Below are 25,850 nucleotides of genomic sequence, written 5' to 3' on the forward strand. Positions count from 1 at the left end.
CGGTGGGAGGGCCCGCGCGGCCCGCACCACGAACTCCCGTGAAAGGGGAGCAGCATGAAGCGCAGCAAGAGCTACCGCGCCGCCGCGGAGAAGATCGACAAGGACGAGCTGTACTCGCCGCTGCAGGCGGTGCGCCTCGCCAAGGAGACCACGGTCACCAAGTTCGACCCGACCATCGAGGTCAACACCCGCCTGGGCGTCGACCCGCGCAAGGCCGACCAGATGGTCCGCGGCACCGTGAACCTGCCGCACGGCACCGGTAAGACCGCCCGCGTGCTGGTCATCGCCGGCGGCGCCAAGGCGGACGAGGCACGGGCGGCCGGCGCCGACTTCGTGGGCGCCGACGACATGATCGAGCAGATCTCCGGCGGTTTCCTGGACTTCGACGCGGTCGTCGCCACCCCGGACATGATGGGCAAGGTCGGCCGCCTCGGCCGGGTGCTCGGTCCGCGTGGCCTGATGCCCAACCCGAAGACCGGCACCGTGACGATGGACGTGGCCAAGGCGGTCACCGAGATCAAGGGCGGCAAGATCGAGTTCCGGGTCGACCGGCACGCCAACCTCCACTTCATCATCGGCAAGGCGTCCTTCGACGACCGCCAGCTGGTGGAGAACTACGCGGCGGCGATCGAGGAGATCATGCGGCTCAAGCCGTCCGCGGCCAAGGGCCGTTACCTGAAGAAGGTGACGATCACCTCGACGATGGCGCCCGGCGTCCCGGTCGACCCGACCGTGGTCCGCGCGTTCACCGCCGAGCTGGACGAGGCCAACGCGTAAGGCCTACCGCGCTTGGGTGAGGGCCCCCGGGGATTCCCCGGGGGCCCTCGTCCGTCTGAGGTCGGACGGTCCGGCCGGGAAGGTTGGTTCCGGCGGGTGATGTGCCGGAGATGGCGGACAGAGGAGACTTGGCACATGATGAAGATCGCGTCGGGTGCCGTGGCAGGCACCGTCCTCCTCCTGTCCCTCACCGCGTGCGACGACAGCGGCACCACCTCCAGCAGCGAACCGGGCACCACGGTCAACCTCAGCGCCGCCCAGGTCCTCGACCGTTCGGCGGACCGCACCGCGAAGGTGGAGACGTTCACCGCCGACGTCACCGTCGACGGGGCGGCCGCGGTGAAGGCCACCGGCCAGTTCCGGGCGAAGCCCTCGCCGGCGTTCTCGGTGAACGTCGAGCAGCTGTCCTTCGGCGGGATGTCGGTGGGCACCGGCGGCACCCGGGTGGTCCTGCTCGACAAGACGGTCTACGTGCAGAACGCCCAGCTGAGCCAGTTCCTGGGAGCGGGCAAGCCCTGGATGAAGATCACGCTGGGTGAGGCCGCGAGCGCCGCCGGCTTCAACGCGGACGAGCTGCTGGGCCAGTTCCAGCAGGCGGACCCGGGCGCGCTCGCCAAGATCATGTCGGACTCGACCGATGTGAAGAAGGTCGGCACCGAGAAGATCGACGGTGTCGAGACCACGCACTACCAGGGCACGGTCGACGTCAAGAAGGCGATGACGCAGTACGACCCCGAGCTGCGCAAGACCGCCGAGCAGCTGAGCAACGGCTCGGAGAAGCTCGGGTTCGACGTCTGGGTGGACGGCGAGCAGCTGCCGCGCAAGGTCCTCACCAAGGTGACCACGTCCGAGGCCAAGCAGTTCAACGTGGCGGTCGCCTTCCGCGACTACGGCGCGCCGGTCACGGTGGCGGCGCCCCCGGCCGACCAGGTGGGCGACATCAAGGTCCCGTGAGCATGGAGTCCGCCGGCGCACGCGAGCGGCGTGCGCCGGCGGATTTGGTACCCGTCCTCGATGTGGCGTACTCTGTTGCTTGCCGAAGACCGCCGGTCGTTGCCGCATGGCAGCCGAAGAGTCCTGAGCCACTCAGGACGGCCCGCGCAGGTGAACCCGAGCTTCACATGATCTTTCTCCTGTGACGTCCCGTGTGCATCTGCGCCGGGGCGTTTTGTGTGTTTCAGAGCCCTTCGTCCGGCGGATCAGACTTCTCCCCGTGGTACGGGGATGGTCCCAGTTGGAAGGAGTCCCATGGCGAGGGCGGACAGGGCAGCGGTCGTCGCTGAGCTCAAGAACGAGTTCGAGAGCTCCAGCGCCACCGTTCTGACCGAGTACCGCGGGCTCACTGTGGCTCAGCTCAAGGAGCTGCGCCGCAGCCTCGGTGACACGGCGAAGTTCGCCGTAGTGAAGAACACGCTGACCAAGATCGCCGCGAAGGACGCCGGCGTCGAGGGCCTGGAGTCGCTGCTCCAGGGTCCGTCGGCGATCGCGTTCATCAAGGGCGACGTGGTCGAGGCCGCCAAGGGCCTGCGCGAGTTCTCCAAGGCGAACCCCCTGCTGGTGATCAAGGGCGGCTACCTCGAGGGCAAGACCCTCGACGCCGCCGAGGTCACCCGGCTGGCCGACCTCGAGTCGCGCGAGGTCCTCCTCGCGAAGCTCGCGGGCGCCATCAAGGCCAAGCAGGGCCAGGCGGCGGCGATGTTCAACGCGCTGCCGACGCAGATGGCTCAGCTGTCCGAGGCTCTGCGCGCCAAGCGCGCCGAGTCCGGCGAGACCGTCACCGAGGAGGCCTCGGCCGAATAGGCCGGGTCCCCATCCCGTGGTCGTTAAGACTGAAGTAAGAAGCCGTACGGAGGAAAATCATGGCTAAGCTCAGCACCGACGAGCTGCTCGACGCTTTCAAGGAGATGACCCTTCTCGAGCTCTCCGAGTTCGTGAAGCAGTTCGAGGACGTCTTCGACGTCAAGGCCGCCGCCCCGGTCGCGGTCGCCGCCCCCGGTGGCGCGGGCGCCGGCGCCGCGGCTGAGGCCCCCGAGGAGAAGGACGAGTTCGACGTCATCCTCGAGGCCGCCGGCGACAAGAAGATCCAGGTCATCAAGGAGGTCCGCGGCCTCACGAGCCTGGGCCTCAAGGAGGCCAAGGACCTGGTCGACGGCGCGCCCAAGGCGCTGCTGGAGAAGGTCAACAAGGAGACCGCCGACAAGGCCAAGGCCGCCCTGGAGGGCGCCGGCGCCACGGTTACGGTCAAGTAACATCTTTCGCGTCGGTCGAACGGCCGGTCGTCCCCTCGGGGGGCGGCCGGCCGTTCGCTTTGTCGCCATCACCGCCATAAAACTTCCGGCTTGCTTATCACCTGGCTGACAAGAGGCGCTGCACGGTCCTTCCCCGCGGGCCGGGCATCGCGCGGGGCGTTGTCCTACCACCTTGAAGTGCTGCTCAACCCCCCAGTAGGCTCAGATGTGGCATAAGTAACGATTAACTTACAGCGTCTCTTTTATCCCTAGAACTTGGCTCCGGGCCCTTCCTTTTTGTGGATTCGGCACTAAGTTAGGGGAGCCCGGCCAGAAGCTACTGGTCGGTAGTCACGAAGCAGGCGCGCTGAGTGACGTGGAGCTTCTACTCGCTCATGGATCCGGAATCCCCCCGGCTGGACGAGAGGTGACGAGTGGGCGTCGAAATTCGGGTCGAAGGACTGACCAAACGCTTTGGCCGCCAGACCATTTGGGAAGATGTATCGCTGACGCTGCCGGCGGGTGAGATCTCGGTTCTGCTGGGTCCGTCGGGCACCGGCAAGTCGGTGTTCCTGAAGACCCTGGTGGGTCTGCTCAAGCCCGACCGCGGCAACGCGTGGATCGGTGACCGCAACCTCCCGCAGCTGCCCGAGGACCTGCTGTACGAGACCCGGAAGTTGTTCGGCGTCCTCTTCCAGGACGGCGCGCTGTTCGGCTCGATGAACCTCTTCGACAACATCGCGTTCCCCCTGCGCGAGCACACGAAGAAGAACGAGACCGAGATCAAGCGCATCGTCCTCGAGAAGATGGAGATGGTCGGCCTGATCGGCGCCGAGGGCAAGCTCCCCGGCGAGATCTCCGGCGGTATGCGCAAGCGCGCGGGCCTGGCCCGCGCCCTGGTGCTCGACCCCGAGATCATCCTCTTCGACGAGCCGGACTCGGGTCTGGACCCGGTGCGCACCGCGTACCTGAACCAGCTGATCGTGGACCTGAACGCCCAGATCGGCGCCACGTTCCTCATCGTCACCCACGACATCAACACCGCGCGGACGGTGCCGGACAACATCGGCCTGCTGTTCCGCCGCGAGCTGATCATGTTCGGCCAGCGCGAGATGCTGCTGTCCTCCGAGGAGCCGGTGGTGCGCCAGTTCCTCAACGCCCGCCGCGTCGGCCCCATCGGCATGTCCGAGGAGAAGGACGTGAGCGAGCTGGAGGCCGAGGCCGCGGCCGGCAACGACCCCGGCAAGCTGCCGCCCATCCCGCCGCAGCTGATGCCCTCCGACGGCCGGGTCCGGCCGACCCAGCACGCGCCCGGCGCCTGGCTGCGCGCCAACGGCGTCACCCCGCCGCCCGGCTCGTTCATCGACGACCTGGGCCGCAACTGGGTCGACGAGTGGCCGCGCTACGTCGCCAGCATGGGCGCCGCTCCCGCCGGAGGCGTCCGGAAATGACGACGGCCCGACCCGGCGCAGCCTCCAGCAGGCTGCGCCCTGTCGCCGACGGCGCGGCCAACCTGCTGATCAAGGAGCCGGGTCGGTTCTTCGGCCTCTCGCTGGACATCTTCCGGGCCGTCTTCAAGTGGCCCTTCCAGTGGCGCGAGTTCATCCAGCAGGCGTGGTTCATCGTCGGCGTCACCGTGATCCCGACCGCACTGGTGGCGATCCCGTTCGGCGCGGTGCTCGCGCTGCAGATGGGCGGGCTGATCCGCCAGATGGGCGCCCAGTCCTACATGGGCGCCACCAGCGTCATCGCGATCGTGCGCGAGGCCAGCCCCATCGTGACCGCGCTGCTCATCGCCGGCGCGGCGGGCTCGGCGATGTGCGCCGACCTGGGCGCCCGCAAGATCCGCGAGGAGATCGACGCGATGGAGGTGCTGGGCATCAACCCCCTGCACCGGCTCGTCGTCCCCCGGATGCTGGCCTGCGCCTTCGTCGCGCTCTTCCTCAACGGCATGGTCAGCGTCGTCGGCATCGTCGGCGGCTACGTCTTCAACGTCATGCTGCAGGGCGGTACGCCCGGCGCGTATCTGGCCTCCTTCAGCGGCATGGCGCAGCTGCCCGACCTCTACCAGGCGGAGTTCAAGGCCTTCATCTTCGGCCTGACGGCGGGCCTGGTCGCGGCGTACAAGGGGCTGAACGCCAAGGGCGGCCCCAAGGGCGTGGGTGACGCGGTGAACCAGACCGTCGTCCTCACCTTCGTGCTGCTGTTCCTGGAGAACTTCTTGATCAGCACCATCTACTTCGAGTTCGTCCCGCCGAAGGGGTCGTGACGGTGTCGACTCTTCGCAAACCCCTCGACGGCCTGGACGACCTCGGCCGGCAGCTGTCCTTCTACGCACGGGCGTTCGCCTGGTTCTTCCGGGCGGCGACCCGCTACCGCACCGAGGTGATGCGGCTGCTGGCCGAGGTCTCGCTCGGCACCGGCGGCCTGGCGGTGGTCGGCGGCTCGGCGGCGATCGTCGGGTTCATGACCTTCTTCACCGGCACCGAGGTGGGGCTGCAGGGCTTCAACGCCCTCAACCAGATCGGCACGGAGGCCTTCACCGGGTTCATCTCCTCCTACTTCAACACCCGGGAGCTGGCCCCGCTGGTCAGCGCCCTGGCGTTGTCGGCGACGGTCGGATGCGGCTTCACCGCCCAGCTCGGCGCGATGCGCATCTCCGACGAGATCGACGCGCTGGAGGTCATGGCGGTTCCCTCGCTGCCGTTCCTGGTCTCCACCCGGCTGATCGCCGGCCTGATCGCGGTCATCCCGCTGTACGTGATCGGCCTGCTGGCGTCCTACCTCGGCACGCGGCTGATGGTCACCGTCGTCTACGGCCAGTCGGCCGGTACCTACGACCACTACTTCAACCTCTTCCTGCTGCCGCAGGACATCCTCTGGTCGTTCGGGAAGGTCCTGATCTTCGCCACGCTGGTCATGCTGATCCACTGCTACTACGGCTACAACGCCAGTGGCGGCCCGGCGGGCGTCGGGGTGGCGGTCGGCCGCGCCGTCCGCACCAGCATCATCGTGGTGAACGTGCTGGACCTGCTGCTGGGCCTGGCGATCTGGGGCGCCGGCACGAGTGTGAGAGTGGCGGGATAGCCCATGACCCACGCATCCCCCGGAATGGGGCAGACATTCCGCTTCCGCCTGTACGGCGTGGTCTTCCTCGTCGTCTGCGTGCTGTTCACGGCGCTGTGCATCGCCTTCTACAAGCGAGCCTTCTCCCCGGTGGTCGAGGTGCGCTTCACCAGCGACCGGGCGGGGCTCCAGCTGCTGGAGCACTCGGACGTGAAGATCCGCGGCCTGGTCGTCGGCGAGGTGCGCAAGATCAGCGTCTCCGACGAGGGCGCCGTGATGGACCTGGCGATCCAGAGGGACAAGGCGAAGTTCATCCCGTCGAACGCGACGGGCAGGCTGCTTCCCAAGACGCTCTTCGGTGAGAAGTACGTCGACCTGGCGACCCCGGCGCAGCCGGCCGAGCCGATCCGCGACGGCGTGGTGCTGCGCCAGGACAAGTCGGCGGTGTCGATCGAGATCGACCAGGTGCTCAACAACCTGATGCCGCTGCTGCAGGCGGTCCAGCCGGAGAAGCTGAACGCCACGCTCACCGCGGTCGCGACGGCCCTGGAGGGCCGTGGCGACGAGCTGGGCGAGAACCTGGAGCGGCTGGACACGCTGCTGGGCAAGGTCAACCCCGAGCTGGACACCTTCGTCGCGGACGTGAAGGCGCTCGGCGAGGTCTCCGACATCTACGCCGACGCGACGCCCGACCTGGTGCGCGTGCTGAAGAACATGAACGTCACCAGCAACACGATCGTGGAGAAGGAGGCCGCCATCGAGGCGCTCATCCCCGCGGTCACCTCGACGTCCGAGAAGACCACCCGGTTCATGATGGACAACGGGAACAAGATCATCGGCGTGAACATGGCGTCCCGGGACGTGGTGAAGCTGCTGGCGACCTACTCGCCCCAGTTCCCGTGCGTCCTGGACGGCATGACGTTCATGATCGAGCGCGCGAACGAGGCGTTCGGCGACGGCGTCAGGCCGTGGTCCAGCCTCTACATCGAGATCGTGAAGCCGCGGCCGGCCTACAAGAACCCGCTGGACCTGCCGGAGGCCAAGGACTACCGCAAGCCGCGGTGCTACGGCCTGCCGAACCCGAAGGTGCCCTTCCCCGACTACGTCGCCCTGGACGGCACCGAGGACGACATCTGGTGGAAGAAGCGCGGCATGTCCAACCTCTTCGTCCAGCCGGGCGAGGAGGCCTCCCAGAACGACGTCGTGAAGTCGGTCGTCGCGCCGGTGCTGCGGCAGGAGGCCGCTGACGTCCCGGACTTCGCGACCCTCCTGTTCGGCCCCCTGGCGACCGGATCGGTGGTGACCATCAAGTGAGCGAGAACAAGCAGACCGTCGCCTCGGGTCTGAAGCTGCTGGCGTTCGTCCTGGCCACCTCGCTGCTCACCGGCGTGCTGGCGATCACCATCGCCAACGTGCGGTTCGCCGAGTCCCGCGAGTACGGCGCGGTCTTCACCGACGCGACCGGCCTGCTGGAGGGGGACGAGGTGCGGGTGGCCGGCGTCCGGATGGGGCAGGTGACCGGGGTCGAGCTGTACAAGAACAGCCTGGCCAAGGTGAGCTTCACCCTGGACCGGACGGGTCCGTTCGTCTCCGGCCTGCCCAGCGGCAGCCTCGCCCAGATCCGCTACCGCAACCTGGTCGGCCAGCGCTACCTGGCGCTGTCGGAGGGTCCGGGCACCTCGAACGAGATGCTGCGGGAGAACGGCGTCCTGCCGGTCGAGCAGACCGAGCCCGCGCTGGACCTGACCGTGCTGTTCAACGGCTTCCGCCCCCTGTTCAAGGCGCTGGACGCCGAGGACGTCAACCAGCTCTCCTTCGAGATCATCAAGGTGCTGCAGGGCGAGGGCGGGACGATCAACAGCCTGCTCACCCATGTGGCGTCGCTGACCAACACGCTCGCCGACCGGGACGAGGTCATCGGCCGGGTCATCACCAACCTCAGCGAGGTGCTGGGCACGATCTCCGACCGCACCGACCAGACCAGTCGGCTGATCAAGGAGCTGCAGGGCTTCGTCAGCGGGGTGGCCGGCGACCGGGAGGCGATCTTCGACTCGCTGGAGTCGCTGAACACCCTCGGCGACGTGACGGCCGACCTGCTGAAGGAGGCCCGCCCGTCCCTCAAGAGCGACATCGACGGGCTGAGTGAGCTCACCCGCACGCTGGGCAGCGACACCAAGATGATCGACACGACGATCAAGTCGGCCACCGAGCGGCTGGAGATGCTGGGCCGCACCTCGTCCTACGGCTCGTGGTTCAACTACTACCTCTGCAGCATGGACGCGCGGATCGTGCTCCCCGGCGCTCCGGCGTATTACACGCCGAAGATCGTCAATGAGAACGCGAGGTGCAAGCAGTGAAGGTCCCGTTCAGTCAGAAGAACCCGACCGTCCTGGGTGTCGCCGCGCTGACCGGTATCGCGGTGGGCCTGTCCGTCGCGCTCAACCTCGACTCCATCCCGCTGTTCCAGGGCGGCAGCACCTCCTACCACGCGCACTTCGCCGAGGCGGCCGGCCTGCGCGAGGGCGAGGAGGTTCGCGTCGCCGGGGTCAAGGTCGGCAAGGTGACCGGCCTGGAACTGGACGGCAACCGGGTGCGCGTGGACTTCCGCGTCGACGACGGGGTGCGGATCGGCGACCAGAGCAAGGTCGGCATCAAGATCAAGACCTTGCTCGGCGCGCACTTCCTCGCGGTGGACCCGCGGGGCACCGCCCGCCAGAACCCGGACCGGGCGATCCCGGTCTCCCGCACCTCCACCCCCTACGAGGTGGTCCCCGCCATCGCGGACCTGAGCAAGAACATCGACGAGATCGACACCGACCAGCTCGCCGAGTCCTTCGACACCCTGTCCGCCACGTTCGAGAACTCGCCGGAGGAGATCAAGGCCTCGCTGCGCGGCCTGCGCCGGATCTCCCAGACGATCTCCAAGCGCGACGAGGAGCTGAACGAGCTGCTCGTGCGCGCCAAGGACGTCACCGGCGTCCTCAACGACCGCAGCGGCGAACTCGTCAAGCTCATGCAGGACGGCGACAAGCTGCTCCAGGCGGTGCAGAACCGGCGGGACACGATCCACCAGCTGCTGGTGAACACCTACCGGCTCGCCCAGCAGCTGAACGCGGTGATCGACGAGAACGAGGACGAGATCAAGCCGCTGCTGGCCAACCTGCAGAAGATCACCAAGGTCCTCCTCGACAACCGGGACAACCTGGACAGGTCGCTCCAGCTGATGGCGGTGTACGCGCGGCAGTTCTCCGACGCCACCGGCACCGGCCGGTGGTTCGACTCCTACATCCAGAACTTCATCCCGCTACCTGCCAGCATCGGCGACCCGTCCAAGGACAAGAAGCCGTCGTCGAAGAACAAGAAGAAGTCCTCCAACGAGAAGTCGTCCGGCAACGGCTCCCTCCCGCTGCTTCCGTGAGGTCACCAGTGCGAACTTTCTTCAAAGCCGTGGTGCCACTCGCGGTAGTGGTCATGGCCGTGGCCGCCGTGGTGGTGTTCTGGCCGAGCACGCCCGTGAAACGGCTCACCGCTTACTTCACCAACACCGTCGGCCTCTACGAGGGCGCCGACGTGACCATCCTCGGCATCCCGGTCGGGCGGGTCGACAAGGTCACCCCGGCCGGCGAGGCGGTGCGGGTCGAGCTGCACTACGAGGCCAAGTACAAGGTCCCGGCGAACGCGCAGGCCGTGATCGTCGCCCAGTCGCTGGTCTCCGACCGGTTCGTCCAGCTCACCCCGGTGTTCGAGAACGGCGCCGTCCTGCAGGACAAGGCGACGCTGGACGTCTCGCGCACCGCGGTCCCCGTCGAGGTCGACGAGGTCTCCAACAGCCTCAACGAGCTGAGCAAGGCGCTGGGCCCCGAGGGCGCCAACGCCGACGGATCGCTCTCCAAGATGCTGGAGGTGGCCGCCCGCAACCTCGACGGCAACGGCGAGGAGATCCGCGGGACCATCGGCGACACCGCCGAGGTCCTGTCGACGCTGGGCGACAACAGCGAGAACATCACCGCCTCGATCGAGAACCTCGAGGGCATCACCCAGGCCCTGGCGGACAACGACACCTCGGTGCGGCAGTTCACCGACCGCCTGGCGCAGGTCTCGGCGCAGCTGAACGGCGAGAAGGAGGAGCTCACCCAGGTGCTCCAGATCCTCGGCCCGACGCTGAAGAACGTCACCTCCTTCGTCCGCGACAACCGCAAGGCGCTGTCCTCGAACGTCAACGACCTCGCCGAGGTCACCGCGGTCCTGGTCAAGCAGCAGGAGGCGCTGGGCGAGTTCGTCCGGGTGGCGCCGGTGGGCATCAGCAACATGACCCGCGCCTACGACCCGATCTCCGGCACGCTGCACACCCGCACCAACTTCCTGCAGTTCAAGAACCCGGCGGACTGGATCTGCTCGCTGGCCTACTCGCTGGGCACCCCGGCGGACGAGTGCCTGGAGACCATGAAGCCGATCTCCGGCGGCCTGGGCCTGGACCTGCACCTGGACATCTCGTGGATCACGGCGCTGACCACGACCTACAACCCCGAGCCGCTGCCGCCGGACGCCTACGGGCCCAACAAGCCGAAGAAGAACGACAAGAAGTCGGACAAGTCCGCGAAGAAGACGACCTCGAACAACTCCGGCCCTGCCGACAAGACCCTCGGCGGCCTCCTGCTGGGAGGTACCTCATGAAGCGGCTGGCCCTCGCCCTCGCCGGGAGCCTGCTCCTGACCGGCTGCGGTTTCCAGGGGGTCTCCTCCGTCCCGCTGCCCGGCGGCCCCGACCTGGGGGACGACCCCTACGAGGTGAAGATCCACTTCGCCAACGTGCTGGACCTGGTGCCCCAGTCCACGGTCAAGGTCAACGACGTGTCCGTCGGCCGGGTCGAGAAGATCGAGCTGGACGGCTGGCAGGCGCGGGTGACCGTCCAGATGAACAAGGACGCCAGGCTGCCCGACAACGCCACGGCCACCATCGCCCAGACCAGCCTGCTGGGTGAGAAGTTCATCGACCTCAAGGCGCCCGCGGAGGGGCCGGTCGGCGAGCTGGGCCAGGGCGACGTGATCCCGGTGGGCCAGACCAACCGCAACACCGAGGTGGAGGAGGTGCTGTCGGCGATGTCGCTGCTGCTCAACGGCGGCGGCATCGAGCAGGTCTCCACCATCACCAAGGAGCTCAACGCGGCGCTGTCCGGCCGCGAGGAGTCGATCAAGTCGGTGCTGCGGCGCGTCGACGTGTTCGTGGGCACCCTGGACCGGCAGCGGCACACCATCACCGACGCGCTGGACAAGATCGACCGGCTGATGGTGAAGCTGGAGGCCGAGAAGGCCACGATCGCCCAGACGATCGAGCAGACCGAGCCGGCCCTGGCGATCCTCGAGGAGAACCGGGCCGACCTCACCAAGATGCTGGTCAGCCTGTCGAAGCTCGGCGACGTGACCACCAGCGTCGTCACCCGGTCGAAGAAGGACCTGCTGGCGAACCTGAAGAACCTCCAGCCGATCCTGAAGAACCTCAACAAGACCGGTGACAAGCTGCCGGAGAACCTCGGCGCACTGTTCACCTATCCGTTCACCGCGGACTTCAACAACACGGTGCGCGGCGACTTCGCCAACATGACCATGACGGTCTCCCTCGACTTCGAGGAGCTCGCGCACAACCTGCTGACGGGCACCGACCTCGACCCGGCGCTGAAGAAGTCGGCGAAGAAGCAGGGCGAGGCGCTGCGCGACCTGCTGACGCCGCCGAGCGTCAGCATCTCCCAGACCCCGCCCGGCGTGCTGGGCGCCGGCGACGAGCCCGGGTTCGGCGGTTCGCCGCTGCCCACCATCGGGATGGAGGACACCGACACCGAGGTGAACTCCCTGATCATGGGAGGCCTTTCGTGATCCTCAAGCGTGGTGTCAAGATCCAGCTCCTGGTCTTCGCGATCATCACCGTCCTGGGCGTCACCTACACGGCGGTCCGGTACATCGGGGTGGGCGGCTCGCTGTTCGACCGCACCTACACCGCCTATGTGGAACTGCCCGACTCCGGCGGCGCCTTCACCAACTCCGAGGTGACCTACCGCGGCGTGACGGTGGGCCGGGTCGGCCCGATCAAGCTCGTCCCGGGCGGCGTCCGGATCGAGATGGAGATCGAGAAGGGCGCCCGGATCCCCCGCGACACCCTCGCGGTGGTCGCCAACCGCTCCGCGGTCGGCGAGCAGTACATCGACCTGCAGCCGCGGTCGGACGACGGGCCCTTCCTCGACGAGGGCCGCGCCCACACGATCCCCGCGGCCAACACCCGGATCCCGGTCAAGACCTCCGACCTGCTGATCAACGTCGACAAGACCGTGGCCTCGGTGGACACCGAGGACCTGCGGACCATCGTCGACGAGCTGGACAAGGCGTTCAACGGCTCCGGCTCGGACCTGCAGTCGATCATCGACGACAGCGGCAAGATCATCCGCGAGATGGACGAGAACTTCGAGACCACCCGCGACCTGCTGGACAACAGCAAGATCGTGCTGAACACCCAGAAGGACAAGGGCTCGTCGATCAGGAACTTCGCCCGGGAGCTGGCCGCCCTCACCGACACGATCCGGGAGAACGACGGCAACATCCGGGAGACGATCGACGCCACCGTCCCGGCCACCGAGCAGGTCGACAAGCTGGTGGACGGCCTGTCGGACGACCTGCCGGTGCTGCTGGCCAACCTGTCCACCACCGGTCAGGTGCTCACCGCCAACCAGGACTCGCTCCGCTCCCTGCTGATCGCGCTGCCGTTCACGGTGGCCGGTTCGCAGACGATCCTGCCGGGCGACGGCTACCAGCACATGGGCCTGGCCCTGAACATCGACAGCCCGGCCCCCTGCACCGAGGGCTACGAGAACACCAAGCCGCGCTGGCCGCAGGACACCAAGGAGATCCCGGCCCGCACCGACATCGGCTGCACCGCGCCGAAGAACTCCCAGACCGCGGTCCGCGGCGCGCGCAACGCCCCCGAGTCGCGGCCGTTCATGAAGCTGCCCCCCGGCGCGCTGGACGGCGCCGGCGAGCCGCCCGCGGCCAGCACGCGCCAGACCGGGACGGACGCCGAGGAGCAGAGCCGGCCGGTGTACCAGACGAATTCGACCAAATCGGTCTTCGTGACCGGTTACGATCCGACGTCCGGCAAGTACGTCGGCCCGGACGGAGTGACCTACACCATCGGTTCCTCCGGCGGAACCAAGAGCCTGTTGGGGGATGAGTCGTGGAAGTGGCTGCTGCTGGGCCCGCTGTCGTGAAAGGCGGCGGCCGGTGGAGGACGATCACGGTGGCGGTGCTCGCCGTGGTCGCCCTCGGGCTGCTCGGCGGCGGGATCTACCCGCCCGTCGCCAAGGGGATCGCGTCCGCGAGCGCGGCGGACGACCGGGACGCCATCCTCCAGGCGGCCCGCCAGGTCGGACTGAACCTGATGTCCATGGACCACAAGACGATCGAGCAGGACACCCAGCGGGTCCTCAGCGGCAGCACCGGGACGTTCAAGGACCAGTACGCCGCGCAGACCAAGACGTTCATCGAGGAGATCACCAAGAACCAGGCCACCTCGCAGGCCCAGGTCCTCGGAGCCGGCGTCACCGACTACGACGACGACTCGGCCGAGGTGATCGTCGCGGTGTCCGCGGTCGTCACCAGCCCGTCCGTGCCCAACGGCACCCCCCGCAACATGCGCTTCCTGATCGAGATGAGCAAGGTCGACGGGAAGTGGCTGGCCTCGAAGTTCGGAGTGATCCAGTGAAGCTCGACAAGCTCCAGGACAAGGACCTGCCCGAGGAGGCCGCGGCCGAGGAGGCCGGGTCCGAGCCGGCCGAGGAGGTCGTCGAGGGCCAGCTCTCGCTGATGGAGACCGAAGAGGCCGAGGAGACCGGAGAGGCCGAGGGGTCCGAAGATCCTGAGGGGTCCGCGGAGCCCGAGGAGCCCGAGGGCGCCGAGGCGTCCGGGGAGGGCACCGCGGAGGCCGAGGACGCCGAGGAGTCCGAGAAGGACGCCGAGGCCGCCCAGGACGACGACGGGGAGGCGGGGGAGGCCGAGGAGGCCGAAGCCGGTGCGGCCGCGGCGTCGAAGAAGAAGGCGTCCAAGGCCGGGAAGCCGAAGAAGAAGGCGCTCCGGCCCGCGCGGGTCCGCCGGGACGCCCCGCTGTGGTCGGTGATCGTCATGGCGGTGGCCGTGATCGGCCTCGCCGCCGGGACCTTCGTGCTGCGGGCCGGGTCGGGGGAGACCCTCACCAGGGACGAGGTGGACAAGGCGGTGCGCACGGCGGCGGCGACCGCCCAGCACATCTCCTCGTGGGACTACCGGACGATCGAGAGCGACACCAAGCAGGTGCTCGGCGAGACCACCGGGGACTTCCGCGAGGCGTACGAGAAGAGCGCGGTCAAGCTCCTGGAGAGCGCTCCGGAGCAGGAGGCCGTCACGGTCGGGCTGACCAGCAAGGCCGGCGTGGAGTCGGTGAGCAAGGGCCAGGTCAAGGTTCTGGTCTTCCTCAACCAGCAGACCACCAGGAAGGACGCCGACGCGCACATCGAGCAGCACCGGCTTCTGCTGACTATGGTGGAGAAAGATGGGGAATGGCTGGTGTCCAAGCTGGACATCCTGGGCTGACGCCCCGCGACCCCCGGTCAAGATCTTTTTAGTGGTCCTTGGGCTGCTCCTCCCGCGGGGGGAGCGGCCCTGCCTGTTTTTCGGGCGGATTTATGGTTATTCCATGTGATGCTCGTCTCCAAACTATGAGCCTTGTCACTGCTGCTCAGAGCCCGAAAAGTCCCTGTGCGGCCTTGACTTGGCAGCCCTGAGGGACGATGCTGCGAGGCAACTGTGATGTGCATAGCGAACGTAGGCTTGCCAGCGGTGTAGCACTCGGCTACACTGCCCCTTTGCGCTGCCCTTTAGCTATCCTCCGTGCAACCATGCCGTGATCTTGGTGCCGCGATCCGGTCTCCAGCAGTTCCAGAGCCAGTCGCCAGCCACATGTCACGGGTTTTTCGGGGATGCATTGGCGTGCACGTCGACAGTCCGCCGCGAGCCCTCGGAAGGACCACTCTTGGCAGCCTCGCGCAACGCCTCGAAGACCCTGACCGGTCCGAACCGCGTCTCCTTCGCGCGCATCAACGAACCGCTTGAAGTACCCGATCTCCTCGCTCTCCAGACAGAGTCTTTCGACACTCTGCTCGGCAACGAGCGGTGGAAGTCCCGGGTCAAGGCGGCTCAGGATGCGGGCCGTAGGGATGTACCCACCCAGTCGGGTCTCGAAGAGATCTTCGAAGAGATCAGTCCCATCGAGGACTTCTCCGGGACCATGTCCCTCTCGTTCCGGGACCACCGGTTCGAGCCACCCAAGTACTCAGTCGATGAGTGCAAGGACAAGGACATGACCTTCTCCGCCCCGATGTTCGTCACGGCGGAGTTCATCAACAACACCACCGGCGAGATCAAGAGCCAGACGGTGTTCATGGGCGACTTCCCGCTCATGACGCCCAAGGGCACCTTCATCATCAACGGCACCGAGCGCGTCGTCGTGTCGCAGCTCGTGCGTTCACCCGGTGTCTATTTCGACCGCCAGCTGGACAAGACGTCCGACAAGGACATCTACGGCTGCAAGGTCATCCCGTCCCGGGGCGCGTGGCTCGAGTTCGAGATCGACAAGCGTGACAACGTCGGCGTGCGCATCGACCGCAAGCGCAAGCAGGGCGTCACCGTCCTGCTCAAGGCCCTCGGCTGGGACGAGGCACGCATCCGCGAGCGCTTCGGCCAGTACGAGTCCATGAACATCACCCTCGAGAAGGACCACACCTCCGGGCAGGACGAGGCGCTTCTCGACATCTACCGCAAGCTCCGGCCGGGCGAGCCCCCGACCAAGGAGTCGGCGCAGACGCTGCTGAACAACCTGTACTTCAACCCCAAGCGCTACGACCTGGCGAAGGTCGGCCGCTACAAGGTGAACAAGAAGCTCGGCCTGGACCTGGAGATGAACCAGGGCACCATGACCGAGGACGACATCGTCTCCACCATCGAGTACCTGGTCCGCCTGCACGCGGGCGAGGAGGAGTGCACGGCGCCGAACGGCCGGACCATCCCGGTCGAGGTCGACGACATCGACCACTTCGGCAACCGGCGCCTGCGCTCGGTCGGCGAGCTCATCCAGAACCAGGTCCGCCTGGGCCTGGCCCGGATGGAGCGCGTCGTCCGCGAGCGGATGACCACCCAGGACGTCGAGGCGATCACCCCGCAGACCCTGATCAACATCCGCCCGGTCGTGGCGTCGATCAAGGAGTTCTTCGGCACCTCGCAGCTGTCGCAGTTCATGGACCAGACCAACCCGCTGGCGGGCCTGACCCACAAGCGCCGCCTGTCGGCGCTGGGTCCGGGCGGTCTGTCCCGTGAGCGCGCCGGCATGGAGGTCCGTGACGTCCACCCCTCGCACTACGGCCGCATGTGCCCCATCGAGACGCCCGAAGGACCGAACATCGGTCTGATCGGCTCGCTGGCTGCGTTCGGGCGGGTCAACCCGTTCGGGTTCATCGAGACCCCGTACCGCAAGGTCATCGAGGGCAAGGTCACCGACCAGATCGACTACCTGACCGCCGACGAGGAGGACAGGTACGTCAAGGCGCAGGCGAACTCGCTGCTCAACCCCGACGGCTCCTTCGCCGAGGCCCGGGTCCTGGTCCGCACCAAGGGCGGTGAGACCGAGCTCGCGCGCGCCTCCGAGGTCGACTACATGGACGTCTCCGCGCGTCAGATGACCTCGGTCGCCACCGCGATGATCCCGTTCCTGGAGCACGACGACGCCAACCGGGCCCTGATGGGCTCGAACATGCAGCGCCAGTCCGTGCCGCTGCTGCGCAGCGAGGCGCCGCTGGTCGGCACCGGCATGGAGTACCGTGCCGCGACCGACGCCGGCGACGTGATCACCGCCGAGAAGGCCGGCGTGGTCGAAGAGGTCTCCGCGGACTACGTCACCGTCATGAACGACGACGGCACCCGCCAGACCTACCGCGTCGCCAAGTTCAAGCGCTCCAACCAGGGCACCTGCTTCAACCAGAAGCCGATCGTCGACGAGGGCCAGCGGGTCGAGGCCGGCCAGGTGCTGGCCGACGGCCCCTGCACCGACCAGGGCGAGATGGCGCTGGGCAAGAACCTCCTCGTGGCGTTCATGCCGTGGGAGGGCCACAACTACGAGGACGCGATCATCCTGTCGCAGCGCCTCGTGCAGGACGACGTGCTGTCCTCGATCCACATCGAGGAGCACGAGGTCGACGCCCGCGACACCAAGCTGGGCCCCGAGGAGATCACCCGGGACATCCCGAACGTCTCCGAGGAGGTGCTGGCCGACCTCGACGAGCGCGGCATCATCCGCATCGGCGCCGACGTCGTCACCGGCGACATCCTGGTCGGCAAGGTCACGCCCAAGGGCGAGACCGAGCTGACCCCCGAGGAGCGGCTGCTGCGCGCGATCTTCGGTGAGAAGGCGCGCGAGGTCCGCGACACCTCCCTGAAGGTGCCGCACGGCGAGTCCGGCAAGGTCATCGGCGTCCGCGTGTTCTCGCGCGACGACGGCGACGAGCTGCCCCCGGGCGTGAACGAGCTGGTCCGCGTCTACGTGGCGCAGAAGCGCAAGATCACCGACGGTGACAAGCTCGCCGGCCGCCACGGCAACAAGGGCGTCATCTCCAAGGTGCTGCCCGTCGAGGACATGCCGTTCCTCGAGGACGGCACCCCGGTCGACATCGTCCTGAACCCGCTGGGCGTTCCGGGCCGCATGAACGTCGGCCAGGTCCTGGAGACGCACCTGGGCTGGGTCGCCTCCCGCGGTTGGAAGATCGAGGGCGACGACGCCGACTGGAAGCGCCAGCTCAAGTCGCTGGGCCTGGAGGAGGCCGGGCCGTGGACCAACACGGCCACGCCGGTCTTCGACGGCGCGCACCAGGAGGACGTCCAGGGCCTGCTGGGGAGCACCATCCCCAACCGGGACGGCGAGCGCATGGTCGGCCCCGGCGGCAAGGCCAGGCTCTTCGACGGCCGCTCCGGCGAGCCGTTCAAGGACCCGATCTCCGTCGGCTACATCTACATCCTCAAGCTGCTCCACCTCGTGGACGACAAGATCCACGCGCGTTCGACCGGCCCGTACTCGATGATCACCCAGCAGCCGCTGGGCGGTAAGGCGCAGTTCGGCGGCCAGCGCTTCGGTGAGATGGAGGTGTGGGCGCTGGAGGCTTACGGCGCCGCGTACGCCCTCCAGGAGCTGCTGACGATCAAGTCCGACGACGTCCTGGGCCGCGTGAAGGTCTACGAGGCGATCGTCAAGGGCGAGAACATCCCGGAACCCGGCATTCCCGAGTCCTTCAAGGTCCTCATCAAGGAAATGCAGTCGCTGTGCCTGAACGTTGAGGTTCTGTCCAGCGATGGCATGAACATCGAGCTGAGGGACACCGACGAGGACGTGTTCCGGGCCGCTGAAGAGCTGGGCATCGACCTGTCTCGGCGTGAGCCGTCCAGCGTCGAGGAAGTCTGAGAGGGGAGCCAGTGCTAGACGTCAACTTCTTCGACGAACTTCGCATCGGCCTCGCGACCGCCGACGACATCCGTCAGTGGTCGCACGGCGAGGTGAAGAAGCCTGAGACCATCAACTACCGGACCCTCAAGCCGGAAAAGGACGGGCTCTTCTGCGAGAAGATCTTCGGTCCGACCCGGGACTGGGAGTGCTACTGCGGTAAGTACAAGCGCGTCCGGTTCAAGGGCATCATCTGCGAGCGCTGCGGCGTCGAGGTGACCCGGGCCAAGGTGCGCCGCGAGCGGATGGGCCACATCGAGCTCGCCGCCCCGGTCACCCACATCTGGTACTTCAAGGGCGTTCCCTCGCGGCTGGGCTACCTGCTGGACCTGGCCCCGAAGGACCTCGAGAAGATCATCTACTTCGCGGCCTACATGATCACGAGCGTCGACGTCGAGCGTCGCGACCGTGACCTGCCGACGCTGGAGGCGCACGTCTCCGTCGAGCGCCAGCAGCTGGAGCAGCGCCGTGACAGCGACGTCGAGGCCCGCCAGCAGAAGCTGGAGTCCGACCTCGCGGAGCTGGAGGCGGCCGGTGCCAAGGCCGACCAGCGCCGCAAGGTCCGCGAGGGCGCCGAGCGGGAGATGAAGCAGCTGCGCGACCGCGCGCAGCGCGAGATCGACCGCCTCGACGAGGTGTGGACCCGGTTCAAGAACCTCAAGGTCCAGGACCTCGAGGGCGACGAGATGCTCTACCGCGAGATGCGGGACCGCTTCGGCAAGTACTTCTCCGGCGGCATGGGCGCGGCGGCCATCCAGGCGCGCCTGCAGAACTTCGACCTCGACGCCGAGGCCGAGAAGCTGCGCGAGATCATCCGCTCGGGCAAGGGCCAGAAGAAGGCGCGCGCCCTCAAGCGGCTGAAGGTCGTCTCGGCGTTCCTCAACACCACCAACAGCCCGCTGGGCATGGTGCTGGACTGCATCCCGGTGATCCCGCCGGACCTGCGTCCGATGGTGCAGCTGGACGGCGGCCGCTTCGCGACCTCCGACCTCAACGACCTGTACCGCCGCGTGATCAACCGGAACAACCGGCTCAAGCGTCTGCTCGACCTCGGCGCGCCCGAGATCATCGTGAACAACGAGAAGCGGATGCTGCAGGAGGCCGTCGACGCGCTGTTCGACAACGGCCGCCGCGGCCGCCCCGTCACCGGCCCGGGCAACCGGCCCCTGAAGTCCCTCAGCGACATGCTGAAGGGCAAGCAGGGCCGTTTCCGCCAGAACCTGCTCGGCAAGCGCGTCGACTACTCCGGCCGTTCGGTCATCGTCGTCGGCCCGCAGCTGAAGCTGCACCAGTGCGGCCTGCCCAAGCAGATGGCGCTGGAGCTGTTCAAGCCGTTCGTGATGAAGCGCCTGGTCGACCTGAACCACGCGCAGAACATCAAGAGCGCCAAGCGCATGGTCGAGCGTGCCCGCCCGGTCGTGTGGGACGTGCTGGAAGAGGTCATCACCGAGCACCCGGTGCTGCTCAACCGCGCGCCCACCCTGCACCGCCTGGGCATCCAGGCGTTCGAGCCGCAGCTGGTCGAGGGCAAGGCCATCCAGATCCACCCGCTCGTGTGCACCGCGTTCAACGCGGACTTCGACGGCGACCAGATGGCGGTGCACCTGCCGCTGTCGGCCGAGGCCCAGGCCGAGGCGCGGATCCTGATGCTGTCCACGAACAACATCCTCAAGCCCTCCGACGGCAAGCCCGTCACCATGCCCACCCAGGACATGGTGATCGGCCTGTACTGGCTGACCGGCGAGCGCGAGAACGCCGCGGGCGAGGGCCGCACCTTCACCAGCGTGGCCGAGGCGATCATGGCCTACGACCGCGACGAGCTCTCGCTCCAGGCGAAGGTCCAGATCCGGTTCAAGGACGCCGTCCCGCCGCGCGGCTGGGTGGCGCCCGAGGGCTACGAGGCGGGCCAGCCGTTCCGCCTCGAGACCACGCTGGGCCGCGCCCTGTTCAACGAGACGCTGCCCGCGGACTACCCCTTCGTCAACTACGAGGTGGGCAAGAAGCAGCTGTCGGCGATCGTGAACGAGCTCGCCGAGACCTACCCCAAGGTCGAGGTGGCCGCGGCGCTGGACGCGCTGAAGGCCGCGGGCTTCCACTGGGCGACCCGCTCGGGCGTCACGATCTCCATCGACGACGTCATCGCGCCGCCGAACAAGGCGGGGATCCTCGAGGGCTACGAGCGCCGCGCCGACAAGGTGCAGCGCGAGTACGAGCGCGGCCTGATCACCGACGACGAGCGCCGCCAGGAGCTCATCGAGATCTGGACGCACGCGACCAAGGAGGTCGCGGACGACATGATGGTCGAGTTCGAGAGCAACCCGAACAACCCCATCTGGATGATGGTCAACTCGGGCGCCCGCGGTAACCCGATGCAGGTCCGGCAGATCTCCGGTATGCGTGGTCTGGTGTCGAACCCCAAGGGTGAGACCATCCCGCGGCCGATCAAGTCCTCCTTCCGCGAGGGCCTGACCGTCCTGGAGTACTTCATCTCCACGCACGGCGCCCGCAAGGGTCTGGCCGACACCGCGCTGCGGACCGCCGACTCGGGTTACCTGACCCGTCGTCTGGTGGACGTCGCGCAGGACGTCATCGTGCGCGAGGTGGACTGCGGCACCGACCGCACCATCCCGTTCCGGATCGCCGAGAACGACAGGGCCGCGGACGGCTCGCTGGTCAAGCTCGGCACCTCGGAGTCCAGCCTGATCGGCCGGACCATCGCGGTGGACGTCGTGGTCGACGGGACGGTCATCTTCCCGGCCGACACCGACCTGTCCGACGCGGTGATCAGCCGGCTGATCGAGGCCGGCGTCGAGGAGGTCCGCACCCGCAGCGCCCTGGTCTGCGAGGCCAAGATCGGTGTCTGCGCCGCCTGCTACGGCCGCTCGCTGGCCACCGGCAAGCGGGTGGACGTCGGCGAGGCCGTCGGCATCATCGCCGCGCAGTCCATCGGTGAGCCCGGCACCCAGCTGACGATGCGCACCTTCCACACCGGTGGTGTGGCCGGTGGCGACATCACGCACGGCCTGCCCCGTGTCCAGGAGCTGTTCGAGGCGCGCATCCCCAAGGGCGTCGCCCCGATCACCGAGGTCGCGGGCCGGGTCAAGATCGACGAGACCGACCGCACCCGGAAGATCATCATCGTTCCGGACGACGGCTCGGACGAGATCGCCTACCCGGTGTCGATGCGGTCGCGCTTCGAGGACGGCATCTTCGAGGGCGCCCACGTCGAGGTCGGCCAGCAGCTGATCAAGGGCGCGGTCAACCCGCACGAGGTGCTGCGCATCCTCGGCCCCCGCGCCGTGCAGCTCCACCTGGTCCAGGAGGTCCAGGAGGTCTACCGGTCGCAGGGCGTGTCGATCCACGACAAGCACATCGAGATCATCGTCCGGCAGATGCTCAAGCGCGTGAACGTGCTGGAGGCCGGCGACACCCACCTGCTGCCCGGTGACCTGGTGGAGCGCCCGATCTTCGAGCGCACCAACCGCCAGGTCGTGGCCGAGGGCGGCGGCCCCGCCGCCGGCCGTCCGGTCCTGATGGGCATCACCAAGGCGTCGCTCGCCACCGAGTCCTGGCTGTCGGCCGCCTCCTTCCAGGAGACGACCCGCGTCCTGACCGAGGCCGCCATGCACTCCAAGAGCGACTCCCTGCTGGGCCTCAAGGAGAACGTCATCATCGGCAAGCTCATCCCGGCCGGTACGGGCATGCCCCAGTACCGCAACGTCCGGGTCGAGCCCACCGAGGAGGCCAAGGCCGCGGTGTACAGCGTCGGCTCGTACGACGACGCCGGCGAGTACACCTTCGGCACGGGCTCCGGCGAGGCCGTTCCCCTGGAGGAGTACGACTTCGGCCAGTACGGCCGCTAGTCCCCGTTCCACGGCGGACGCCCCGGGCACCTTCGAGGTGCCCGGGGCGTCCGCCGTTTGCGGTTAGGGTCGCTCCCATGGGACTGGCGAACGTGGTCGTGGTGGTGGGCGTGCTGGCGCTCGTGGCGGTGGGGTGCCTGGTGCTGATCAGGGCTCTGGGGCGGCTGGGGTAGCACTACGCTGGAAGTCATGGAGATTGTGTTCGAGCATGAGCTGCACCCCGACCTCAAGGCGCTGGAATGGCTGGTGGGGACCTGGGAGGGGGACGGGATCGGTGACTACCCGACGATCGAGCAGTTCCGGTTCACGCAGCAGATCTCGTTCACGCACATCGGGAAGCCCTACCTGATCTACACGAGCCGCACCTGGCTGCTGGACGAGAACTTCAAGCAGGGCCGGGCGCTGGCCATGGAGACCGGGTTCTGGCGGGTTCCGGGCGGCGGCCGCGAGGTGGAGGTGCTGCTGTCGCACCCCACGGGGATCCAGGAGATCTACACCGGTGAGGTGGCCTTCCACAAGGTGGAGCTGGTCACGGACGTGGTGGCGCGCACGCAGACCGCCAAGGAGGTGACCGGGGGCAAGCGGCTGTACGGGCTGTTCCCGGCCAAGGACGGCGAGGCGGAGCGGGACCTGGGCTGGGTGTACGAGATGGCGGCCCAGGGGCAGCCGATGCAGGTGCACATGTCGGCGCAGCTGAAGAAGGCGCGGCAGTAGCGGAGAAAAGGGCGATCCCCGGACCATTCCCTGAGTGGGAGCCGTCAGGACTGGACGGCGGTCCGGGGATCGGGTGTCTGCTGGAGATTCGCCAGGAGACTCATGTCCCGAGCGGGCGCTCCTAGCGAGCAGCCACCTCGCAAGTCCTCGCATGAATCATGTTGTGGACCACCTCCTTTCCTGCGTGACCCGAAACTATGCGATGGTCCGGGACAGGGCAAACGATTTATCCCGCGGCATAGGATCGGGGTATGGCAGAGACCACCTGGCAGGAGGAGCTGCGTTCCCGCGGCTACCGGGTGACACCGCAGCGCCAGCTCGTCCTGGAAGCGGTCGCCTCGCTGGAGCACGGGACACCCGAGGAGATCTGCGCCGAGGTGCAGCGCACCGCCAAGGGCGTGAACATCTCCACGATCTACCGGACGCTGGAGCTCCTGGAGGAGCTCGGCCTGGTCAAGCACGCGCATGTCGGGCACGGTCCGCCGAACTACCACCTGTCCACCGAGGCCGATCACGTGCACCTGCGCTGCCGCGGCTGCGGCAGGGTCGAGGACGTGCCGCCCTCCGTCGCGGACGGCCTGGTGCAGGCCCTGGAGACGGGATACGGCTTCGAGACCGATGTCCACCATCTGACGGTTTTTGGACGGTGTGGAGAGTGCCGGAAATGACGTTCTACGCAGAGGCTCCCGATGAGGCGCTGGCCGCCCACTTCGGCGACCCGTACGCCGAGCAGAAGGCGCTGGAGGCCGGTTCGGCCGTGGTCGCCAGGTCCAACCGGGGCGTGGTCCGCGTCGCGGGCCCGGACCGCCTGTCGTGGCTGCACAGCCTGCTCACCCAGCATCTGGCGGGCCTGCGCCCGGGGGAGGCGGCCGAGGCGCTGCTGCTGAGCCCGAACGGCCACCTGGAGCACCACCTGTCCCTGGTGGACGACGGCGAGGCCGTGTGGGCGCACGTGGAGCCCGGCACCGCCCCGGCGCTGGCGGCCTTCCTGGAGCGGATGAAGTTCCTGCTGCGGGTCGAGGTCGCCGACGTCTCCGGTGAGTACGAGGTGGTCACCGGCGCCGGGCTGGAGGGGGAGCGGGCCCTGCCCGACGTCGCGGGCATGACGAGCCTGATCGTCCCGCGCGGCACGGAGGTCGCCGACCGTTCGCCCGCCGGGATCTGGGCGTACGAGGCGCTGCGGATCGCCGCGCACAAGGCCAGGTTCGGCCTCGACACCGACCACAAGACGATCCCGCACGAGATCGGCTTCATCGACACGGCGGTGCACCTGGACAAGGGCTGCTACCGGGGGCAGGAGACCGTGGCCCGGGTGCACAACCTGGGCCGCCCGCCGCGCCGCCTGGTCTTCCTGCACCTGGACGGCAGCGCCGACAGGCTGCCCGCGCGCGGCTCCGACCTGGAGCTGGACGGCCGCCGGGTGGGGTTCGTCGGGTCCGCCGCCCGGCACCACGAGCTGGGCCCGATCGCGCTCGCCCTGGTGAAACGAAACGTGCCTGTCGAGGCGCAGCTGACCGCCGATGGGGTCGCCGCGGCCCAGGAGGTCGTGGTCTCGCCGGACACGGGGGCCAATGTGACGATCGATCCGGCGCTGCGGGGCCGCCGCCTGTGATTACCTTCGCGGATCTGGGATAAACAAAGATCGAGGTGTGCTTCCGAAAGAAGGCGGTACGCGATCATGGTCTCTCTGCCCCGCAAACCCTCCGTACCGCCCCGCAAGTCCCCCCGGCGCCGGGCCGACCGGGACTTCGAGCAGATCGCCTGGTGGCTGCTGTTCGCCGTCCTGGGCACCTACGGCGCCGTCATGCTGAACTGGCGCGTGCTGCTGCTCACCCTGCTGCTGTGGAGCTTCTACGAGTTCTGCATGGTGCGCACCCGCTGCCGTGTCAAGACCAGGCAGGGCTTCGAGTGCGTCGAGCCGGTGCGCGGCCGGATCTTCGCCCATGACAGCCGCCACCAGGACGTCAAGAACGACGGCCTGTGGAACCTCATCGGCCGCCACAACCCCCGCTACACCCCGCGGATCTCCGAACCCAACCGCGACACCGGGGTGGTCCTGGTCGCCCCGCGCGTCCGCCACCGCCTGGACAGGAACGACCGCTACCTGCTGTACCTTGCCGCCTTCGGCACGGTCGTCTCCCTCGTCGGGATGCTCTGGGGCCTTCTCTGACCCGCCAGTCCGGGGGCTCCGGCCCGCGGGCGGCCCCGGACGGTCAGACCTCGACGATCAGGGTGACGGGGCCGTCGTTGACCAGGCGGACGGCCATGTCGGCGCCGAAGCGGCCGGTGGCCACGGTGGCGCCCAGGCCGCGCAGGGCGTCCACGACGGCGTCGACGAGGGGCTCGGCGACGTCGCCTTTGGCGGCGGCCAGCCAGGACGGGCGGCGGCCCTTGGCGGTGTCGCCGTAGAGGGTGAACTGGCTGATCACCAGCAGCGGGGCGTCGAGGTCGGAGCAGGACCTCTCGCCGGGCAGGACGCGCAGCCCCCACAGCTTGGCGGCGAGCCGGGCGGCCTTGGCCGGGTCGTCGCCGTGGGTGACGCCGACCAGGACCACCAGGCCGGGTCCGCGGATCTCGCCCACGACCTCGCCGCCGACGCTGACAGAGGCTTCGCTCACCCGTTGGACCACCGCACGCATGCGCC

Annotated in this window: 22 protein-coding genes; 21 read left to right on the top strand and 1 reads right to left on the bottom strand. The window is 68.0% G+C overall.

What is annotated here, in order from left to right:
* Positions 1-54 precede the first annotated feature (54 nt).
* The 21 genes from rplA to C2865_RS06610 all read left to right on the top strand — a co-directional run bounded on the left by rplA (position 55) and on the right by C2865_RS06610 (position 25,376).
* Complete coding sequence (gene rplA, locus C2865_RS06510) at positions 55-777, top strand: 50S ribosomal protein L1 (RefSeq protein ID WP_106397305.1); 723 nt, start codon at positions 55-57, stop codon at positions 775-777.
* A gap of 135 nt (positions 778-912) precedes the next feature.
* A complete protein-coding gene (locus tag C2865_RS06515; protein WP_157963590.1) occupies positions 913-1,731 on the top strand; it encodes an SCO4651 family lipoprotein in 819 nt (272 codons plus the stop codon).
* 294 nt (positions 1,732-2,025) lie between these two features.
* A complete protein-coding gene (rplJ, locus tag C2865_RS06520) occupies positions 2,026-2,577 on the top strand; it encodes a 50S ribosomal protein L10 (protein WP_106397307.1) in 552 nt (183 codons plus the stop codon).
* Positions 2,578-2,636: 59 nt separating this feature from the next.
* Positions 2,637-3,026, top strand: coding sequence for a 50S ribosomal protein L7/L12 (gene rplL, locus C2865_RS06525; protein WP_106397308.1), 390 nt, complete (start codon positions 2,637-2,639; stop codon positions 3,024-3,026).
* Positions 3,027-3,439: 413 nt separating this feature from the next.
* Positions 3,440-4,456, top strand: coding sequence for an ABC transporter ATP-binding protein (locus C2865_RS06530; protein ID WP_106397309.1), 1,017 nt, complete (start codon positions 3,440-3,442; stop codon positions 4,454-4,456).
* Positions 4,453-5,274 (top strand): MlaE family ABC transporter permease, encoded by an 822-nt coding sequence (locus tag C2865_RS06535; protein ID WP_106397310.1) that lies wholly within the window; start codon positions 4,453-4,455, stop codon positions 5,272-5,274. Before C2865_RS06530 ends, C2865_RS06535 begins: the two co-directional genes overlap by 4 nt.
* A gap of 2 nt (positions 5,275-5,276) precedes the next feature.
* Positions 5,277-6,092: an MlaE family ABC transporter permease gene (locus C2865_RS06540; RefSeq protein ID WP_106397525.1), complete on the top strand. Its 816-nt coding sequence runs from the start codon at positions 5,277-5,279 to the stop codon at positions 6,090-6,092.
* A 24-nt stretch (positions 6,093-6,116) separates the two neighbouring features.
* The gene (locus C2865_RS06545) at positions 6,117-7,385 is read left to right on the top strand and encodes an MCE family protein (RefSeq protein WP_232835399.1); all 1,269 of its coding nucleotides are present in this window, start codon (positions 6,117-6,119) and stop codon (positions 7,383-7,385) included.
* Positions 7,382-8,428, top strand: coding sequence for an MCE family protein (locus tag C2865_RS06550; protein ID WP_106397312.1), 1,047 nt, complete (start codon positions 7,382-7,384; stop codon positions 8,426-8,428). The genes C2865_RS06545 and C2865_RS06550 overlap by 4 nt, the downstream gene beginning before the upstream one ends.
* On the top strand, positions 8,416-9,489 hold the full coding sequence (locus C2865_RS06555) for an MCE family protein (RefSeq protein ID WP_106397313.1): 1,074 nt from the start codon (positions 8,416-8,418) through the stop codon (positions 9,487-9,489). Before C2865_RS06550 ends, C2865_RS06555 begins: the two co-directional genes overlap by 13 nt.
* A 32-nt stretch (positions 9,490-9,521) precedes the next feature.
* Positions 9,522-10,745 (top strand): MCE family protein, encoded by a 1,224-nt coding sequence (locus C2865_RS06560; protein ID WP_232835400.1) that lies wholly within the window; start codon positions 9,522-9,524, stop codon positions 10,743-10,745.
* A complete protein-coding gene (locus C2865_RS06565) occupies positions 10,742-11,941 on the top strand; it encodes an MCE family protein (RefSeq protein ID WP_106397315.1) in 1,200 nt (399 codons plus the stop codon). The genes C2865_RS06560 and C2865_RS06565 overlap by 4 nt, the downstream gene beginning before the upstream one ends.
* Positions 11,938-13,323, top strand: a complete 1,386-nt coding sequence (locus C2865_RS06570; protein WP_106397316.1) for an MCE family protein — start codon at positions 11,938-11,940, stop codon at positions 13,321-13,323. The genes C2865_RS06565 and C2865_RS06570 overlap by 4 nt, the downstream gene beginning before the upstream one ends.
* A 29-nt stretch (positions 13,324-13,352) precedes the next feature.
* A complete protein-coding gene (locus C2865_RS06575) occupies positions 13,353-13,817 on the top strand; it encodes a hypothetical protein (RefSeq protein WP_157963592.1) in 465 nt (154 codons plus the stop codon).
* The gene (locus tag C2865_RS06580) at positions 13,814-14,680 is read left to right on the top strand and encodes a hypothetical protein (RefSeq protein ID WP_106397318.1); all 867 of its coding nucleotides are present in this window, start codon (positions 13,814-13,816) and stop codon (positions 14,678-14,680) included. Before C2865_RS06575 ends, C2865_RS06580 begins: the two co-directional genes overlap by 4 nt.
* A 439-nt stretch (positions 14,681-15,119) precedes the next feature.
* Positions 15,120-18,590, top strand: a complete 3,471-nt coding sequence (rpoB, locus tag C2865_RS06585; RefSeq protein ID WP_106397319.1) for a DNA-directed RNA polymerase subunit beta — start codon at positions 15,120-15,122, stop codon at positions 18,588-18,590.
* Positions 18,591-18,601: 11 nt separating this feature from the next.
* Positions 18,602-22,492, top strand: a complete 3,891-nt coding sequence (locus C2865_RS06590; RefSeq protein WP_106397320.1) for a DNA-directed RNA polymerase subunit beta' — start codon at positions 18,602-18,604, stop codon at positions 22,490-22,492.
* Between the two features lie 189 nt (positions 22,493-22,681).
* The gene (locus C2865_RS06595) at positions 22,682-23,206 is read left to right on the top strand and encodes a heme-binding beta-barrel domain-containing protein (protein ID WP_106397321.1); all 525 of its coding nucleotides are present in this window, start codon (positions 22,682-22,684) and stop codon (positions 23,204-23,206) included.
* Between the two features lie 251 nt (positions 23,207-23,457).
* On the top strand, positions 23,458-23,874 hold the full coding sequence (locus tag C2865_RS06600; protein ID WP_106397322.1) for a Fur family transcriptional regulator: 417 nt from the start codon (positions 23,458-23,460) through the stop codon (positions 23,872-23,874).
* The gene (gene ygfZ / locus C2865_RS06605; RefSeq protein ID WP_106397323.1) at positions 23,871-24,818 is read left to right on the top strand and encodes a CAF17-like 4Fe-4S cluster assembly/insertion protein YgfZ; all 948 of its coding nucleotides are present in this window, start codon (positions 23,871-23,873) and stop codon (positions 24,816-24,818) included. The genes C2865_RS06600 and ygfZ overlap by 4 nt, the downstream gene beginning before the upstream one ends.
* A 66-nt stretch (positions 24,819-24,884) precedes the next feature.
* On the top strand, positions 24,885-25,376 hold the full coding sequence (locus C2865_RS06610; RefSeq protein WP_232835401.1) for a hypothetical protein: 492 nt from the start codon (positions 24,885-24,887) through the stop codon (positions 25,374-25,376).
* 43 nt (positions 25,377-25,419) lie between these two features.
* On the opposite strand, the gene dtd is transcribed toward C2865_RS06610, so the two are convergent.
* Positions 25,420-25,845: a D-aminoacyl-tRNA deacylase gene (gene dtd, locus C2865_RS06615; protein ID WP_106397325.1), complete on the bottom strand. Its 426-nt coding sequence runs from the start codon at positions 25,843-25,845 to the stop codon at positions 25,420-25,422.
* Positions 25,846-25,850 lie beyond the last annotated feature (5 nt).

Origin of the sequence: Actinocorallia populi (genome assembly GCF_002995495.1) — a bacterium.
In the GTDB taxonomy this organism is placed as follows: Bacteria; Actinomycetota; Actinomycetes; order Streptosporangiales; family Streptosporangiaceae; genus Actinocorallia; species Actinocorallia populi.